The sequence below is a fragment of the Bradyrhizobium cytisi genome (assembly GCF_008123515.1).
Classification (GTDB): Bacteria; Pseudomonadota; Alphaproteobacteria; order Rhizobiales; family Xanthobacteraceae; genus Bradyrhizobium; species Bradyrhizobium cytisi.
Genome location: NZ_VSSR01000066.1, coordinates 18501 through 35738, shown reverse-complemented (window position 1 = coordinate 35738; position 17238 = coordinate 18501). Strand labels below are relative to the sequence as shown.

Here is a 17238-nt window from a genome sequence, read left to right as displayed (position 1 = left end):
GACAAGGGCAGCGACGGTCCGCCCTCCCGCAGCCCCACAACTCACATCAAGGATCTACGCCGACCCGGCAGACGCTGAGCGCATCCTGCATCACAGCCCTGCTGCAGGGCGTGCCTTTTCATTCGTTGGAGCGCAGCTTATCTTCGTTAGGTTTTCGAGAATGCATTTTCCCTGCACGAATCATGGAGAACGACTTCCCGCTGGTGTGTTGATTCTGCGCAGCAGGCCGGGTTGCTGCCTTGGAATATTTAAGCAGCCACTTTTCCTGATCAGTCAGCTTGCTGGCGTCTCCCGACGCCTCGATCTCCTTCAGCTTCCAGATGCTTTCCTCGTTTCCCTTCTTGTAGCGGTCAAACAGTTCGGAGACGCCGATAGGTGAGCCTGCTTTCAGGATGCCATCGATGGCAATCAATCCAGCTAGCGCTCTCGCTGTAAATGCGCCGCGGCTGAAGCCGAAAATGAAGATTTCATCTCCATCGTTGTTGTTCTCGATGAGCCACTCGTACTCGACTCAATTAAAAGTAGTTTTCGAGCGAATTGCCAACTTGTTGGTCGAGAACGGCGGCGTTTTACGGCAGGCTCAGGCTGACCATGGACCAATCATGGCCAAGCTGGAACCCAAACGGCTTGCAATTGTCCGGATTTGGACTATATCCAATTTTGACAGAGGAACAGCCTATGTTAAATAAACGTAAGCCGAACCCACTCGAGGCGGTAAAAGGCCCTCAGCGTCTTGATAAGACACGATTTGCTCCGGCCAACCGAAGGCGGCTCAGCGCCCCAGCTTTACGGACCTTCCTCGCTATCGCGGATCTGTGGGGATTGACGGAAGATCAGCGCCTCCTGGTCCTGGGGTATCCGTCCCGGTCTACTTACCATAACTGGTGCAAGCAGGCGCGGGAGCACGGCGCTTTCACCCTTGATGTGGACGTTCTCACGCGCATTTCAGCGGTATTCGGTATCCACCAAGCGCTGGGGATCCTCTTTCCCCAGGAGCGGCTCGGCGTTGACTGGCTGCGGAGTCCACATAACGAGGTCGTCTTCGGTGGACATCCGCCGCTCGACCTCATCACCAATGGCTCTCAAGATGGGTTGCTCTCGGTGCGTCGTTTCCTCGACGGCGCACGTGGCGGCCTCTACATGCAGCCGAACACGATAGACGAGGCCTTCACGCCTTACGACGACAAGGAGATCGTCTTCCGGTGACGGATGTTTTCGCACCCTCGCCGCAGCCCGCCCATCGCCTAATCCCCTCACAATTTCCTCCCATCGGGCTGTTCGATACGGTCGCGACGGCGGCCGATCTTTCAGCGGTGATGGAGCTCGTCGGTTGGACGAACGACCGTCTGGTGGCCGAACGTATCGATCGGCTACCGCCGAGCGAATGGGTATATGGTGAACCCAACTCCAGCATCGTCATGGCAGCCTTTCTCCACGTCGCTCCCGGCGGACTGAGGTTCAACGGACCGGAGCTTGGCGCCTGGTATGCGGCCGATGATATTCGCACGGCGGCTGCCGAGGTCGGTCATCACCTGCGTCGCGAAGCGGCTGCTCGCAACGTGGCCACGATGAGCCGGACCTACAGGGCATACACCGCCACGCTGCTCGGGGATTATCTCGACATCACAGGGCAGCAACTAGCACGCCCCGACGTGTATGCGAGCGAACGTTATGATGCTTCGCAGAAGCTTGGCGAGGATATTCGCGCGTCAGGTGGCGCGGGGCTGCTTTACGACAGCCTACGGCGTCGCACCGGTATCAACGTCGTAGCGCATAGACCGCGCAACATCGTAGATATCATGCAGACGGACCACTTCGAAATCACAGTCCAAGCAACAGCACGCATGATCAACGTGCGACAACTATCTAAATGAGTAATAAATCCGACCGAGTTGCCGCACTGCCTATGTCCCAAATTTGGCATGATCTGATGACGCAGTTAGTTTCCAATCAAGCCGAAGCTCGCAAGTTTTCGCAAGACGCGAAAATGCGATTCGGCACGTGAGGACCAGAAGCCGTCCGATCGAACACGCCCGCTGTATCCGGGGCCTGGCATCGAGTTTTTATTATTGTTGCCTATCGTAAAGCTGATGATGCTGGGGATTATCCCGGTGCGACCGACGGTCAATGGCATTACGATGCAAGACTTTGGCGTTCAAAAGCGCAAAGACATCGCCAGGTGCAACGAACCGGAGTTGACGCTTGCGCCGCAGAGCGGCAACGCGCCCGATCCACGTCTCGTCGAATTCGTGCGTCTGCTGGCTCGCCATGCGGCACGGCGCTGGTACGATCAAGCCAACAAGGAGTCGAAGCGCTCCTGACTCTACCGGAGACCATCTCATGAAGGTTGCGCTTTACGCCCGCTACTCCAGTGATAACCAGCGCGACGCGTCGATCGCGGACCAATTTCGCGTCTGCCGTGCCTATGCCGAGAATCAGGGTTGGCGAGTCGTTGAGCAATATTCCGACCACGCGATTTCCGGTGCGTCGCTTCTGCGTGCCGGCGTCCAAGCGCTTATTACCGACGCCTTGCGCGGGCGGTTTCAAGTGGTGCTGGCGGAGGCGATGGATCGTCTCTCTCAGGAAGACATCGCTGGCGTGTTCAAGCGCATGGCCTATGCCAACGTAAAGATGTCACTCTATCCGAGGGTGAGGTTACGCACCTGCATGTCGGCCTCCAGGGCACGATGAACGCCGTCTTCCTCAAGGACCTCGCCGACAAAACGCGCCGAGGCCAGCGCCGGACGCGTTGCGCTTGGCAAATCTGGTGGTGGCAACTCCTGTGGCTATGGTGTTGTGAAGCAATTCAATGAAAGCGGTCAGCCAATACGTGGCGTATCGCATGATTAATTCTGAGGAAGCTGAGGTGGTTCGCCGTATCTTTCGCGACTATGTCGTTGGCAAGTCGGCGAAGCGGATCTCTGTTGAGCTAAATAGGGACGGCATCGCGGCGCCCGGCGGCGGCGATTGGGGCTTCAGTACCATCAGTGGCAACACCAAGCGTTGCAACGGGATCTTGAACAACGATATCGGCCGGATCGTTTGGAATCGACAGCGGTTCATCAAAGACCCCGAAACTGGCAAGCGTCAGGCGCGTCCAAGCCCAGCAGCCGAATGGATCATTCAAGAAGTAACAGAGTTGCGCATCGTGGATGATAGGCTCTGAAACGCCGCGAAGGATGTATGATGGGTTTGCTGCTTGGGCCAAAGACAATGCAGTTCGTGCGTGGGGAGAGAAAAACTTCGCACTGGTCATGTCGCAAAAGGGCTTCTCCAAGGAGAAGCACCGCACCGGCATGCGCTACCTCAGCGTTAGGCTCAAAAACGTTCCCAATGTGTCACGGCGCCACGGGGATGAGCCATCACGTCCGTCTGACGATTACGTCATTCCCGCGTGAGCGTGACGGGTGTGAAGGGTTGCCCGCCGCCCTTCACGCCGGAAATCGATAGCTATTTCATATAACTAGACCAGCGTTTTCTTGGTTCGAATCATATCAGGCGGCCTCGGCGAGCTTATAAGACCATGTGTGGATGACGGGGTGGCGATTGACATCGTCGATACCGGCCATGATGCGCTCCTTGAGCTCATGTTTTGGGGCGACCCGGATGTGGCGCAGGACCGAACGAGCGAACTTGGAGAAGAAGCCCTCGATGAGGTTGAGCCACGAGCCGTGCTTGGGCGTGAAGGTGAACTCGAAACGCCCGCTTGGTCGGGTGGCGAGCCAGGCTCTGGTTTCTCTCGAGATGTGCGCGGAATGATTGTCGAGGATCAACTTGATCGTGGTGCTCCTCGGATAAGCGGCATCGAGAAGTCTGAGGAGTTCTATGAATTCGCGGCTGCGGTGACGGTCTCTGACGAGAGCGTGGACCTTGCCGGTGAGCAGATCAAACCCGGCCAACAGGCTGAGCGTGCCGTGCCGCTTGTACTCGTGGTCGCGCGCAAAGCCGGCGTGGATGCCGGGTTCGGGCGGCAAATCCGGCGCCGTCGTTGCGATGGCCTGGATTCCCAGCTTTTCGTCGCACGACACGATCGCCACCGGCTTTCCCCGTCTCTTCGACTTGGCAGGGGCTTTTTTCAGGACTGCGACTTCATGATAGACGCACAGGACCTCGGCCATCTTCCGTTCGAACTCAGCATCGCGATTTTCAAGATAGTAGCGCACCTTGTGCGGCTTGATTTCCTCCTTGCCGAGGATCTTGCACACCGTTCCCTGGACCAAATTGGTCAAGCATGCATGCCCTGCCGCCGGCCCGTGTTCGCGCGCATGGCGCGCCAACAGCCGCGTCGTCCACAACTCATGTGGATAGCCGTGGTCCTTCGCTTTGTCACACGCCAACGACACCAACCAGGCTTTGGCCTCAGGCGTGATGGTTGGTTCCTTGCCGGGGCGCGGGCGATCGTCAAGGGCGGCCAGCGGGCCATCGGCCAGCGCTCGCTCGACACAGCGCTGCACCGTCTGATGATGGACTCCAAGTCTTTGGCCCACTGCGCAAAACGAAGGGTTCTCGCGATACGCCAGCAGCATCTGCGCCCGCGACACCCGGCTCGCGAGTTCAGTTCTCGACCGCGAAAGAGCCGCCAATGTTGCGATCTCTTCGTCGGTCATCGCCAACTCGACCGCTCGCCGCCATCCAGCCATGATACAGCTCCTCGTTTTGCCGACCGCAAACGAGGAATCCGCCAACTGCCCGTCCGTTCCACCCATTCAGCCTGCTCCAGCATCGCAGGTTTCATGGAATCGATCGTCTCATCTCGAATTTAAGGTCAACGCGGCAGAGGAATTGAACTGGTCGGCGACATTAGGTCGAGAGACGTACAAACTCACCCAGAAGAAGGTCGGGTGCTCGGCGGCAAACTCGAAGAGGTGATCTGGGTAAGCCCCACAGAGATCCCGCGCGACCAGCCGATTTTCTGGGCTACAAACCCTTGTTCCCCCAGAATTCAGTCCTATTTCAGCTGCGCCCGCGTTGGCACTCGCAGGCAACGATTGCTAGCAACCGTCAAATCAGCAAGTAGTGTAAATGCTTAGGAGATCTGCATGGAATTCCGTCCGCTTCACGACCGCGTCGTGGTCAAGCGCATCGACGCAGAAGAAAAGACCGCTGGCGGCATTATCATTCCGGACACTGCCAAGGAAAAGCCTTCCCAAGGTGAAGTCATCGCCGTCGGCCCCGGTGGCCGCGACGAGAGCGGCAAGCTGATCCCGATCGACGTGCTAGTCGGCGACCGCATCCTGTTCGGCAAGTGGTCAGGCACCGAGGTCAAGATCGACGGCCAGGAGCTGTTGATCATGAAGGAGAGCGACATCCTGGGCGTTCTCACCGACGCGTCCGCCAAGAAGAAGGCCGCTTAAACCATCGCTCGAACCGCTCATCCTGAGGAGCGCCTGCTGGGCGTCGCCAAGGGTGAGACCAAGTAAAATATTCAGGAAAACCCACATGTCAGCCAAAGAAGTCAAGTTCGGCGTAGACGCCCGCGACCGCATACTGCGCGGCGTCGAAATTCTCAACAACGCGGTCAAGGTGACGCTCGGTCCGAAGGGCCGCAACGTCGTGCTCGACAAGTCGTTCGGCGCTCCCCGCATCACCAAGGACGGCGTCACCGTCGCCAAGGAGATCGAGCTCGAAGACAAGTTCGAGAACATGGGCGCGCAAATGGTGCGCGAAGTCGCCTCCAAGTCGGCCGACGCCGCCGGCGACGGCACCACCACCGCGACCGTTCTCGCGGCTGCGATCGTTCGTGAAGGCGCCAAGTCGGTTGCCGCCGGCATGAACCCGATGGACCTGAAGCGTGGTATCGACCTGGCCGTGGAAGCCGTGGTCGCCGACCTCGTCAAGAACTCCAAGAAGGTCACCTCGAACGACGAGATCGCCCAGGTCGGCACCATCTCCGCCAACGGCGATGCCGAAATCGGCAAGTTCCTCTCCGACGCCATGAAGAAGGTCGGCAACGAGGGCGTCATCACGGTTGAAGAAGCCAAGTCGCTCGAGACCGAGCTCGACGTCGTCGAGGGCATGCAGTTCGACCGCGGCTACATCTCGCCCTACTTCGTCACCAACGCCGACAAGATGCGCGTTGAGATGGACGACGCCTACATCCTCATCAACGAGAAGAAGCTCTCCTCGCTGAACGAGCTGCTGCCGCTGCTCGAGGCCGTGGTGCAGACCGGCAAGCCGCTGGTGATCGTCGCCGAGGACGTCGAAGGTGAAGCGCTCGCGACCCTGGTCGTGAACCGCCTCCGTGGCGGCCTGAAGGTCGCCGCCGTCAAGGCTCCGGGCTTCGGCGATCGCCGCAAGGCTATGCTGCAGGACATCGCGATCCTGACCGGTGGCCAGGCGATCTCGGAAGATCTCGGCATCAAGCTCGAGAACGTCACGCTCAACATGCTCGGTCGCGCCAAGAAGGTGATGATCGACAAGGAGAACACCACGATCGTCAACGGCGCCGGCAAAAAGGCCGACATCGAGGCGCGCGTGGCCCAGATCAAGGCGCAGATCGAGGAGACCACCTCGGACTACGACCGTGAGAAGCTCCAGGAGCGTCTTGCCAAGCTCGCGGGCGGCGTCGCGGTGATCCGCGTCGGCGGCGCGACCGAGGTCGAGGTGAAGGAGCGCAAGGATCGCGTTGATGACGCGATGCATGCGACCCGCGCGGCTGTGGAAGAAGGCATCGTCCCGGGCGGCGGCGTCGCCCTGCTCCGTGCCTCCGAGCAGCTCAAGGGCCTGCGCACCAAGAACGACGACCAGAAGACCGGCGTCGAGATCGTGCGCAAGGCGCTGTCGGCTCCCGCTCGCCAGATCGCGATCAACGCCGGTGAAGACGGCTCGGTGATCGTCGGCAAGATCCTGGAGAACAAGACCTACGCCTACGGCTTCGACTCCCAGACCGGCGAGTACGTCAACCTGGTCACCAAGGGCATTATCGACCCGACCAAGGTCGTGCGCACCGCGATCCAGAACGCTGCCTCCGTGGCGGCGCTGCTGATTACTACCGAGGCAATGGTCGCCGAGTTGCCGAAGAAGAACACCGGCGCGCCCCCGATGCCTCCGGGCGGCGGCATGGGCGGCATGGACTTCTGATCCAACTTTCTCTGAAGTGAGATCCCCGGCAGAAAAAAGCCGGGGTCTTTTTTTGCTTGCGCTTTTCCAAGTTCGTTATTCTGATCTCCCGCAATGCGTTCTGCGGAAATGACGATCAGCAGTTGCTCAAGCCATGTAGACGTTCTGCTTGAGATTTCGCGAGTCTGCTGGTAGGCATGTCACCGGGAGGACGAGCGGGTGGTCGCCGTTTAGCACAGTCTTTCCCTGCTGCCTCAACATCGGCGGCTGGTCAAAGCGAAAACCTGAGAACGGGCGGTCGCGGTAGCCCAACCATTGGCGCTACTGACTTAAATAGCATCGGTTCCCGCGCTTATCCATCGCTGTAAACGGATGCGCGGCTAGTACCTCGGCACAGTGATTATGACTCTTTGGGCGTGATGGGATAGGCGCGGCTCATTTTGGCGCGGGCTTTTTCGGTTGTGAACATCCATTTGATGCGTGCACCGGCGCCGTTGCGTTGCTGCTCCCAAGCGGCAATTTCGCTGATGAGGCGGCCGGAATCATCGATACGGCGGTCCAGGCATTGGCCGCGCAGGACGCCGATCTCGATCTCCACCATGTTGAGCCAGCTGGCGTGTTTGGGGGTGTAGTGGAACTCGAAGCGGCGCAGAATGCGTTTGGCCTCGGCGGGCGGGAAATCCTCATAGAGGGCGCCGGCCGAGTGGGTCGACAGGATGTCCTGCACGACGCGGATGCACGCGGCATCGGGATAATGGACATCGACGAGTTCGCGCATGCATTGGGCGTAGTCTTCGGCCGCTCGGTGACCTTGACCTTGCGCCAGGGCCTGTTCACATCGAGGCAGACGAAGAGATTGACGGTGCCATTGCGGCGGTGTCCCCGATCGTGCACGCGTTTCGCTAAACGCCCCCTGACATTCGATCCAGCTCGTCCGCAACTAGCTTCTCGGCATTAAAGTTCTCGTTGGACTGACAAAATACGTCCTCGGCGGTGTGAGCCATGGCCTCTAGCGGACTTTGGCGATACCCATGTTTCTCCAATCCATCGGCGTACGTCGCGAGAAACCTTTCAGGACCAAGCAATCGCCACTGTACAACATGGACTAATTCATGAAAGTGAAGCCGCTCACTCGACGCAGAGCGACGCTTTACGAAGAATGTGTCCAGGTACGTAATACCGTCGTAATCGCCGTTTTCGAATTCGGCGAACTGGCTGAATCCTAAAGATGATAGTGGCGGCATCGGAACCCGTTCGACGACGGCAACCTTGGTCGACGATAAGAGATTTCCGCTGAAGTATTGCGACAGTCTCGGGAATCCAAGCGAACTTACGATCCTTACTTCGTTCGAATGTGCTTGTAGTGTTTGATGAATCCAACCGATTACGTGAGGGTATAGTGCTTGGAACTGTTCCGGCGTCATGCGCGCTTTCCCCGAATTTGGAGTTTGGGAGACTCGATCAAACCTAGCATAGAGCTATGCGCGCCGCCCCTTGGAGCTTCCCCTTCATTTTAAAAATGCATTCCCCTACTGCGTATTCTTAATATGGGTCTCATTCATTGGGTCTCATTAATAGAGGAGCGGACTTTTATCTGCGCCAGAGCGGACCTATCGTAGCTTTCTGGACCGGACATTTTTGTCCGGTCTGGACCGGACATCGGAAGTCACCGTGAGATTCAGTTCATAGATGTTCGTTTTGCCGAGGCCTCGTCTCTGGATCGTGAGCAGCCCATTTGCTTCTAGGGCCTTGAGGTTTCGACGGACACTTCGCTCCTCAAGCCCTAGATCTTCGGCAAGACGGCGTTGTCCGGGAAAGCAGTAGTCGTTCTGCCAAGCGCATGAAAGCAGGATGGCGGATGTCATCTTGTCGCCGGAGCTCAGCTTAGCGGAGAGGCCCGACCCCACTTCCTTGGCCACGATCGGCACGCCCACGCTGCGCGCGGCGCGAGCGATCTGCGCCAGGACGCCGCGCCAGTCGCGGTCGCCCTCCGGCTGTACCGCTTCCTGCAGCGGATTGAGATGGACGATGAGTCCATCGGCCTCCAGCGCATCCACCACCCGGCGCGCCAGGTCCAGGCCGTCGGCCTCGCGCAGTTGCGCGGCGCCGATATTGGCCAGCAAGGGAATGTCTGGGGCCAGGCGGCGCAGCGCGCGCGTCAGCCCCTGGGAGTTGCGGGATGGCAGGCTCACGCGCTGCGAACCCACGCACATGGCGATCCCCAAGGCTTGCGCTGCCTCGCTCAGATGCCGGTTGATGGCCTCGGCGCGTGGCATGCCGCCGTCATGGAGCTGATCAGCAGCGGCGCGCGTCTTGCCCAGCAGTGAGGCGCGCAGGCCGGCGCCGTTCGCCGATCCAGCACGATGTCCAGATGGTCGTCCTTGCGCCGGCTCAGGGCGGTGTCGCTCATGCTCGCTCCATCCGTCGGATCGGGCGACGGCGTTGCGTCGGATCGGACCGACGCCAGCGCGCGCACGCCGCCGCCTCGCGCGCGCGTTCAGGCCGGCGCACGCTGGTCTCCCCCCGCAGCGTCGGTGCGGTAGCGCCTGGTCGAGGTCTGGTAGTACTGCGCGCGGATGGCCGCCATGGCCTCGATCAACGGTCCCCACGGCGCGGGAAAGCGTTCTTCCGCCATCACCCGGTGCAGCATGCGCGTATGGCCAGCCAGCTCGTCGTTGAGGAACTCCACCACAGGCATTGCCGGATAGCGCTGCAGCAGCAGGATCGCCGCGTTGTCGGCCTCGCCGGCCGACCTGTCCTTGTCGCGTCCATGCAGATCGTTCTGCAGGCGCCCTATCGCGGAGATGAGCCGCAGGACCTGGCGAAACGCCGGACGCGCGCGCAAGTTCGCCATGTCCAGCCCCCACAGCAACGACAGGCAACAGAACACGTTCGCGTAGGCGATCGAATCGATGCCGTTGTGCAGGTACTCGGCGTAGGACCAGCGTTCCGCCCCTGCCGCCTGCGCGTGTCCGGCGCGCAGCGCCGCGCAGTAGCACCGGGTATCGTCGAGAAGCTGAGCATAGTCGCGACGATCGTAGGCGAGCGCGGCCAGCGAAGCGCGCAGCACAGCGCAGCCCTCGAATCCGGGGAGCGCGCACGGCACGCCCTGCCCCAGCGCCTGCTCCACCGCGGCGAGCTGCTCCGGCGCGATCAGGCCAAGGTCGTTGCAATCGTCGAGCCAGAACAGCAGCGCCAGTTCGCGATAGAACGCCACGATCAGCGTTTCGTCCTGCGGATCGCGGCCGGTGCGGGCGCTGGTGTCGCGCAGGCTCGGGTGGATGCGCTGCAGGATGTACTGGCCGCCCCTGACCGCTTCCACGGCATGCTCGTCGGCGAACCCGGTCAGGGAACGCCCCCACTTCAGCACCTGCTGCAGCGCGCGTTCGGTCTGGATCATGGCGCCGCTCCTGCTCCCTCGGCCAGGACGCGCCGCCCCCAACGAAGCGCCAGCCACAACCCGGCGAGTTCGGCCACGCGCACGACCCGGGTGGGGCAATACAGTTCCTTGCCGATCCACAGCGGCGTCTGCGGCAATGCATGCGCCGCATGGCGGGCGAGCATCCACTCCAGCGCACGCGCCACCGCCTGCGCGATGCGCCGGCACCCTGTCGGCTCTTCGCTCCCGTCCATCACGTGCAACGCGAACAGCGCATAGGCGGTTTCCTCGAATGTGGACGCGCGACCGGCGCCCCAGCCGCCGTCGTCGCGCTGCGCCTGCAGCAGCGCCGCCAGCGCGCGCTCGTCGCGCCACTGGGGCTTGCCTTGCGTCAGCGCAGCGACCGCATGCGCGGTGGGATACAGCCACGAAACGTGCCATTTTTCGTTGTCCCATAGACCGTGCGGGTTGCGATTGGCCTCGACGTAGGCGCTGGTGCCGGCGGCGGGCTTTCCCAACAGTCGCAACGCATGCAGGGCATGGATGTTGGTCGACACCGAGGCATTGCGCTCGCCGGGGAAGGTGACGAACAGCTCCCCGATTTCGAAATGGCGCAACGCATCGACCGCCGGGTCGCGGCCTGCAAGGCGCAGGACGCACAACGCAACGGCGGTGTCGTCCGCATCGGCCGCGAAGTGCAAGGCCGGGCCCAGACCGCGCACGCCCAGGCGGGCGTCGAGCTGCGCGACGATCACGCGCACCGCCTCGGCGAGCGCGGGATGCGCGAACAGCCCGGCCAGATGCAGGGTGTACAGCGACCAGCATGGCTCGAACACATTGATCGGCCAGACGTTGGGAACGACACCTTCGATGCCGCTACGCGTCGCCCGCGATGCCGCCTGCAGATACGCATCGGCGCGCCCGACCTGCGGCGTGCTCCCCTGTGTCAGGGCGTGCGCACGCCACGCGGCGGTGGCCGCCGGACTGATGCCGATGCTGCCGTCGTCATCCGGGCATGCGGTGGTCGGCGACGTCCCCCAGGCTTCCCAGGAGTGCAGCAACGGATGGCCGCTCGGCAACGTCGCCACCGCCCCCAGCTTGACCAGACACGCTTGCCGCAACGGCAACAGCGCCGGGTGGCGCGGAAACGCCACGCCGCCCAGCAAGGATGCGGCCTCGCCGCAAAACTGCGGCAGGATCAGCTCCGCGCCGATCGGCGCGTCTTCCGGCACCGCATGGGCGTAGGGATCGGGCTGGCGCTCGAGGAACCGGGTTGCAGCCTGGACTGCGTCGGCAGCGCCGGGAAGAGGATCGGCACGCTGCAATGCTAGCAACGCCGCCCACGTGGGCGCATGGCGGAACAGCGGGAAGTCCGCGCTTCCCCATCCGCCATCGGCCTGCTGCTGCGCGATGAGCCACGCGTATGCGTCCTGCCGACCGGTGACGTTGCCGTGGAACTGCAGAGCTCGCGCCGTGTCGTAGACGGACGGGCCGACGCTGCCGCCGTCGCTCATCTCGCTCAGCAGGTGGCGCAATTCGGAAAGTATCTGTTCGGACAGCGCGTTCACGCGGGATGTTCCTTCTGCAGACGGCTGACGAGAACCAGGATCGGGCAGACGCCGCGCACGTCGCCGCAGGCCCATCGCGGCCCGGCGCATGGGCAGCGCCGGACCGCCGCCCTGCTCCGGCGCGGCGACGCGCCCCGATGCTGGCGCCGGTCCGCCGCATAGGCTTGCGCGCAGCGCGCCGCGTGCGCCGCGGACTCGGACACAGTGCAGCATGCACCGCTGCCGCCGGCCGATCGCAGCGCGGCAGAGGGGCGACTCCATGGGGACGGGCGCGCTCATGCGCATGGTGCGTGCTTGAACAGATACGCGTTGGCCCGCTGCAGCATCTGCGCCAACCGTTCCGCACGCGGCCCCAGCGGGGCGATGGCCTCCCCGGCGTCGCGCAACAGATCCAGCGCGAACTGGCGCGCTGCCTGCAGCCCCATGATCGACGCGCAGGTCGGCTTCTGCGCCGCCGCGTCCTTGCCGGGGGTCTTGCCCAGCGTCGCGGTATCCGCTGTCGCGTCGAGAATGTCGTCGACCACCTGCAACGCCAGGCCGAAACAGGCGCTGTAGCGATCGAGCGCACAGTACAGCGCAGCGTGCGTGGTATCCTCCGCGATGGTGCACAGCGCGCCCATGCGAACGGACGCGCGCACTAGCGCTCCGCTCTTCATCCGGTGCATCGCCACGATCCTGTCCAGCTCGACGTGCTTTCCAACCAGCGACAGATCCATGGCCTGCCCGCCTGCGGCACCCTCGGCAGACACCGCCTGCGCCAGTTCGCGCACGAGCGCGATACGGCTGTCGCCCTGCGCATCCAGGCTCGCCAGGGTCAGGAAGGCGTGCGCCTGCAGCGCATCGCCGACCAGGATCGCAGTCGCTTCGCCGAACTTGACGTGCACGGTCGGAAGGCCGCGGCGAAGCACGTCGTCGTCCATCGCGGGCAGGTCGTCGTGGACCAGGGTACAGGCGTGCATCATCTCGATGGCGGCGCCGACGTCGTCGAGCATGTGCGCCGGCGTGTCGGCCAGTGCGCCGGCAGCCAGACAGAGCAAGGCGCGGGTGCGCTTCCCGCCATGCAAGGTGGCGTAGCGCATCGCCGCCATCAGCTCGGTCTCACCGTCGTCTTCGGCGCAGAGAAGACGCGCCAGTGCCTGTTCGACCCGCTTTGCGCCGTCCTGCATCCAGATCTCCGGCAGCAGCCTGCCGGATGCGCCGCGCGCCTGCGCGCCCAATCCGCCGAGCGCGGGAACGCCAGTTCGGTCGTCGTGTAGCGTGGAACGGGTCTGCATCCTGTTCATGTCCTTGTACCTGACAGGAGACGGCCGCGGCGACCGGCGAGCAGGTGTTGCCGGCGTCGCATCGAGCGCGCGCGCCGAGTGCAGCAATGCCGCAAGTCGCCGGCGCCGCTGCCTCGCCACACGGGGCATGCGATGCCAGCTCATGAGAATCCGATGCGGATTGTCATGGACGGATGTGCGGTCGGGTAATAGCGCCGGCCTTTTTCGACACCGCTCAGCAACCGCGGCCGCACCCCGGCCTTGTGCATGGTCAGCGCCAAGGCGATGCAGAATTGCACCAGTTCCAGCCATACCAGGTGGTAGCCGATGCAGACGTGTGGGCCGGTACCGAACTGCAGCATGTCCACCGGCCGGATTGGCTCCGTGCGTTGCAGCCACCGCGCCAGCCGGAACTGATCAGGCGCCTCGTGCAGCAGCGCTGAGGTCGAGAAATGCAGCAGCGGGATGCACAGATGGGTGCCCGCGGGAATGCGCCGTTGGCCGAGTTGCAATTCCTGCAGCGCGCGACGCGGCAGGACCGTGGTCGCCGGATGCACGCGCAGCGTCTCGCGGAACAGCGCCTCGGCGACCGGACACTGCGCCAGGTCCGCGTGCCGGGTCGGCACCGCGCCCACGCGTTGCGCCTCCTCGACCAAGGCGTCCCACAGCACAGGCTGCCGCGCCAGCTCGATCACCATCCAGGCCATCGTCGAGGCGGTGGTGTCGTGACCGCCAAGTAGCAGCAAGCGGATATTGGCGACCAGGACGTCGTCGGAGAGCGCATCGTCGCTGCGATCGAAGGCGCTCACCATATTGTTGATCAACCCGGTGCGCGCGGCATGCGCGCGCGCGTCGCGGACGAACTGGCGCAACTGCGCGTCGATCCAGTCGCGGGCGGCGCGGCCGCGCCGCAAGGGCAGTCCGGGCAGGTCGACCGGGGGCGCGACGATCAACTGCAGCAGTTGCCGGTACCTGCGATGCCATCCCGGCAGGTCCTGCGCGGGGATTCCCATGAGGCTGAAGATGAGCTTGAGCATCAGGTCGCCGGTTTCGCGCAGGATGGTTACCTCGCCGCGGTCGCGCCACGCCTGCACCCGCGCCCGGATGACGGGCGCGAACAGGTCGCCGATGCCGGCCTGGGTCAGCCCCTTGGGCAGGAACGCCGCCTTGATCGCATCGCGCGCCTGCCGGTGCGCGCCGCCGTCCTGGGTGACCAACGTTCCGCCAAACAATTCGGGCGCGATGTCTTCGATCAGCGCCGAGGACACGTCCTTGTGCCGGAGCAGTGCGAACGCGTCCGGATCCACGCAGGTCATCAGGTGTCCGGCAGGGCCGAAATCCAGCCAGAAGTGGCTGCCCAGCGTCCGTTCCGCGCGCCGCAGCAGGCGCGGCAGGTCGCGGACGATGGCGGGAAGATGCCCGACCAAGGGGAAAGCGCCGGGCACGACCGGGATGTCGCACCGCAGCCGGTGCCGACGGTTCAGCGGGTTGAGCAGCATGATCATCAGCAGCGCGGCGCCGCGGCCGCTTCGGCGGTGTCGCCGGCAGGCCGCGCGGCGCGGCTGTTGCCACCGTCGGCGTACGTCGGCACATGCGCCATCATGCCGCCGTCGATGCACACGACCTGGCCGGTGATGAACGCAGCATCGTCGGAGAGCAGAAACGCCACCAGCGCGGCCACGTCCTCGGGGCGGCCGACGCGCGGCAGGAGCTGGTGCCGGCGCAGATGAAGTTGCATGCACTCGTCCAGCTTAGCCAGGAGACGCTCGGTCATGATGAGACCCGGCGCAACCGCGTTGCAGCGGATCTGCGCATGACCGTACTGGGTGGCGAGCGAGGCCGACAGCATGTTCATCGCCGCCTTCGACGCGGCGTAGGACGTCTGCGCGGTATCACCGCTGAGCCCCTGGCACGACGACATGTTGACGATCGCGCCACCGCCGCGGGCGATCATCCGTGGGATGGCCTGCCGACAGCAGAGCAGCGTGCCGCGCAGATTGGTCGCCATGGTCTGATCCCAGACCGCCAGGTCCAGGTCGAGGATCGCGTGGTCGCGCGGTCGCGCGGGGTCAGATGCATGGCGCTCGCGTTGTTCACCAGCAGGTCGACCCCACCGAAGTGCCGCTCCGCCGTCTCAAACAGCGCTGCCACCGCCTGCGCATCGGCGATGTCCATGGCCAGGGCCAGCGCGTGGCCCGCTTCGGCCGCGATCTGCGCGGTACAGGCGATGGCCGCCGAGCGATCAATGTCGGCCACCACCACTCTGCCGCCCTCGCGCGCGATGGCGAGGGCGCATGCCTTGCCGACGCCGGCGCCGGCGCCGGTCACCACGGCCACCTTGCCTTCAAACCGTCCCATCGTGTCCTCGTGTTTGAGTTGGTCTTTCGCGGCATGCCGCTCGTCCTCCGCCGCAGAAGGCGCAGCGTCGGCGCTGGCGCGCTCGTCATCGCCAGCGTCGCTTTCGATGACCCGAATGGCGGCGACAGGGCACTGGCTGGCCGCGAGTCGCACGGCGGCGTGCAGCGCCTGCGGGACCGTCGCCACGCACACTTCGGCCACGCCGTCCGGTTCGCGCTGGCGAAAGGTGCCCGGCAGCGTCAGCACGCACTGCCCGGTGGTTCCGCACAGATCCTGGTCGACCACGACGCGCATCTCAGGCCCCCCCTTACGCATGCAGCCGCACCGGCAGCGTGCGGAACGTCCTAAGGAACGCGGAGGGCTCCCGGCTCGGCTGCTCGGCCAATGCCAGCGTGGGGAAGCGCCCCTGGATCCGCGGCAGGCTCTCGGCCAACTGGATCCGGGCCAGTTGCGCACCGGGGCAGAAGTGGATGCCGTGGCCGAAGCTCAGCATGATCTTCCCGTCGGTCGACATGCCAGGATTGGTGCCGTAGAACCGCGCGGGATCGAAGCGGTCGGGATCGGCGAAGGCGTCCGGGTCGCGATTGCCGGCCGCGATCAACACGCGCACGTCCGCGTTCTTCGGGATCACCACGCCGCCCAGTTCGATGTCGCGCTGGGTGATACGCGGAGTGGCGCTGAACAGGACGGGCGCGTCGCAGCGCAGGACTTCTTCGACGAATGCCTTCACCCCCGCAGCGTCTCCCTGCAGCCAGTGCCGCTGTTCGGGATACGCCAGCATCGCCAGGACCGCATGGTCGATGGTCGCAGCAGTGGTGGTGAAGCCGCCCAGCAGCATGCCCCACAGCATGCCGATCAACTCCGCATCCGACAGCGTGTCGGCATCGTCGTCGTGTGCGCCGACCAGCATCGAGACGATGTCGTGGCGGGGATCGGTGCGCTTGCGCTGTATGAGGTCGCCGAAGTAGGCCTGCACCCTGGCGCTGCCCGCGTCCGCCGCGGCGAGCTGGGGATCGCTGGCGTGCGGGCTCAGGCCTTCCACAATGGCGCCGATGCCGGCGGCGAGCCCGAACATGTCGTCCTGGGGCAGGCCGAACAGTTCGGCGAAGACCAGCATGGGCAAGGCCAGCGCGAATTCCCGATGGAGGTCCACCGCCTCCCCGCGCTCCAGCGCGGGCGCCATGCCGTCCAGGCGCGCTGCGACGATGCGCGCGATGCTCGGCCGCAGGTTGTCGATCTGGCGGATGGTGAAATCGCGAGAGATCAGCCGGCGCAGACGCGTATGCGTCGGTGGGTCCTTCATCGCTATCGTGGACGCCATCAGATTGAGCGACAGGCTGGTCGCCGCACGCGGGAAATAGCGCGCCAGTTCGCCCGGCGCAGGTCCCCGAAACGCATCGCCCGTGGCCTTGAGCGCCCAGTAGATGTCGACGTGGCGGCTCAACAGAAAGAGGCCCGAGGCCGCGCGATGCACCGGATCGTGCTCGCGCAACCACCGCATGAACGGATACGGGTCGTGGACACACGCTGGCGACGCCAGTTCGGCGAAGGCGTCCCGGCCTGCCGTGGTTTCTTGCACGTCCATCTTGGCTACCTATTGGCTGGCTGATCT

At 63.7% G+C, this 17238-nt stretch carries 17 protein-coding genes and 4 pseudogenes; 8 read left to right on the top strand and 13 right to left on the bottom strand.

Annotated elements, in window-relative coordinates:
- Positions 1-118: 118 nt before the first annotated feature.
- The gene (locus tag FXB38_RS33335) at positions 119-460 is read right to left on the bottom strand and encodes a phospholipase effector Tle1 domain-containing protein (protein ID WP_246230321.1); all 342 of its coding nucleotides are present in this window, start codon (positions 458-460) and stop codon (positions 119-121) included.
- On the opposite strand from FXB38_RS33335, the gene FXB38_RS33330 reads away from it, so the two are divergent.
- From FXB38_RS33330 to FXB38_RS44915, 6 genes are all read left to right on the top strand, one after another.
- A complete protein-coding gene (locus FXB38_RS33330) occupies positions 402-689 on the top strand; it encodes a hypothetical protein (RefSeq protein WP_148755195.1) in 288 nt (95 codons plus the stop codon). The two genes, FXB38_RS33335 and FXB38_RS33330, sit on opposite strands and share 59 nt — an antisense overlap.
- Positions 679-1206, top strand: a complete 528-nt coding sequence (locus FXB38_RS33325; RefSeq protein ID WP_148755194.1) for an MbcA/ParS/Xre antitoxin family protein — start codon at positions 679-681, stop codon at positions 1204-1206. The genes FXB38_RS33330 and FXB38_RS33325 overlap by 11 nt, the downstream gene beginning before the upstream one ends.
- Positions 1203-1874 carry an RES family NAD+ phosphorylase gene (locus tag FXB38_RS33320; protein WP_148755193.1) on the top strand — a complete coding sequence of 224 codons (672 nt, stop codon included), beginning with the start codon at positions 1203-1205 and terminating at the stop codon, positions 1872-1874. The genes FXB38_RS33325 and FXB38_RS33320 overlap by 4 nt, the downstream gene beginning before the upstream one ends.
- 195 nt (positions 1875-2069) lie before the next feature.
- Positions 2070-2321, top strand: a complete 252-nt coding sequence (locus FXB38_RS33315) for a hypothetical protein (protein ID WP_210250975.1) — start codon at positions 2070-2072, stop codon at positions 2319-2321.
- A 19-nt stretch (positions 2322-2340) separates the two neighbouring features.
- Positions 2341-2691 carry a recombinase family protein gene (locus FXB38_RS44920; RefSeq protein WP_347340252.1) on the top strand — a complete coding sequence of 117 codons (351 nt, stop codon included), beginning with the start codon at positions 2341-2343 and terminating at the stop codon, positions 2689-2691.
- A gap of 118 nt (positions 2692-2809) precedes the next feature.
- Complete coding sequence (locus FXB38_RS44915; RefSeq protein WP_347340251.1) at positions 2810-3166, top strand: recombinase family protein; 357 nt, start codon at positions 2810-2812, stop codon at positions 3164-3166.
- A 328-nt stretch (positions 3167-3494) separates the two neighbouring features.
- On the opposite strand, the gene FXB38_RS33305 is transcribed toward FXB38_RS44915, so the two are convergent.
- Complete coding sequence (locus FXB38_RS33305; RefSeq protein WP_148755192.1) at positions 3495-4640, bottom strand: IS630 family transposase; 1146 nt, start codon at positions 4638-4640, stop codon at positions 3495-3497.
- 399 nt (positions 4641-5039) lie between these two features.
- On the opposite strand from FXB38_RS33305, the gene FXB38_RS33300 reads away from it, so the two are divergent.
- A complete protein-coding gene (locus FXB38_RS33300) occupies positions 5040-5354 on the top strand; it encodes a co-chaperone GroES (RefSeq protein WP_148755191.1) in 315 nt (104 codons plus the stop codon).
- 85 nt (positions 5355-5439) lie between these two features.
- Positions 5440-7080 (top strand): chaperonin GroEL, encoded by a 1641-nt coding sequence (gene groL / locus FXB38_RS33295; RefSeq protein WP_148755190.1) that lies wholly within the window; start codon positions 5440-5442, stop codon positions 7078-7080.
- 379 nt (positions 7081-7459) lie between these two features.
- On the opposite strand, the pseudogene FXB38_RS33290 reads toward groL, so the two are convergent.
- From FXB38_RS33290 to FXB38_RS33240, 11 genes and pseudogenes are all read right to left on the bottom strand, one after another.
- Positions 7460-7950, bottom strand: a pseudogene (locus tag FXB38_RS33290) (transposase); the annotation flags it as partial.
- An 11-nt stretch (positions 7951-7961) separates the two neighbouring features.
- Positions 7962-8483 carry a hypothetical protein gene (locus tag FXB38_RS33285; RefSeq protein WP_148755189.1) on the bottom strand — a complete coding sequence of 174 codons (522 nt, stop codon included), beginning with the start codon at positions 8481-8483 and terminating at the stop codon, positions 7962-7964.
- Positions 8484-8669: 186 nt separating this feature from the next.
- Positions 8670-8924, bottom strand: a complete 255-nt coding sequence (locus FXB38_RS44135) for a helix-turn-helix domain-containing protein (RefSeq protein ID WP_148755210.1) — start codon at positions 8922-8924, stop codon at positions 8670-8672.
- A gap of 12 nt (positions 8925-8936) precedes the next feature.
- Positions 8937-9469: pseudogene (locus tag FXB38_RS44130) on the bottom strand (beta/alpha barrel domain-containing protein); the annotation flags it as partial.
- 87 nt (positions 9470-9556) lie between these two features.
- Positions 9557-10459 carry a terpene synthase family protein gene (locus tag FXB38_RS33270; protein WP_148755188.1) on the bottom strand — a complete coding sequence of 301 codons (903 nt, stop codon included), beginning with the start codon at positions 10457-10459 and terminating at the stop codon, positions 9557-9559.
- Positions 10456-12006, bottom strand: coding sequence for a hypothetical protein (locus FXB38_RS33265; protein WP_148755187.1), 1551 nt, complete (start codon positions 12004-12006; stop codon positions 10456-10458). The genes FXB38_RS33270 and FXB38_RS33265 overlap by 4 nt, the downstream gene beginning before the upstream one ends.
- Positions 12007-12281: 275 nt before the next feature.
- Positions 12282-13280 carry a polyprenyl synthetase family protein gene (locus FXB38_RS33260; protein WP_148755186.1) on the bottom strand — a complete coding sequence of 333 codons (999 nt, stop codon included), beginning with the start codon at positions 13278-13280 and terminating at the stop codon, positions 12282-12284.
- Positions 13281-13429: 149 nt separating this feature from the next.
- Complete coding sequence (locus FXB38_RS33255) at positions 13430-14773, bottom strand: cytochrome P450 (RefSeq protein ID WP_148755185.1); 1344 nt, start codon at positions 14771-14773, stop codon at positions 13430-13432.
- Positions 14773-15626: pseudogene (locus tag FXB38_RS44910) on the bottom strand (SDR family oxidoreductase). Before FXB38_RS44910 ends, FXB38_RS33255 begins: the two are co-directional and overlap by 1 nt.
- Positions 15613-15920: pseudogene (locus tag FXB38_RS44125) on the bottom strand (ferredoxin). Before FXB38_RS44125 ends, FXB38_RS44910 begins: the two co-directional pseudogenes overlap by 14 nt.
- 13 nt (positions 15921-15933) lie before the next feature.
- Entirely contained in the window at positions 15934-17211 is a 1278-nt protein-coding gene (locus FXB38_RS33240) for a cytochrome P450 (RefSeq protein WP_148755184.1), read from the bottom strand.
- Positions 17212-17238: the final 27 nt, after the last annotated feature.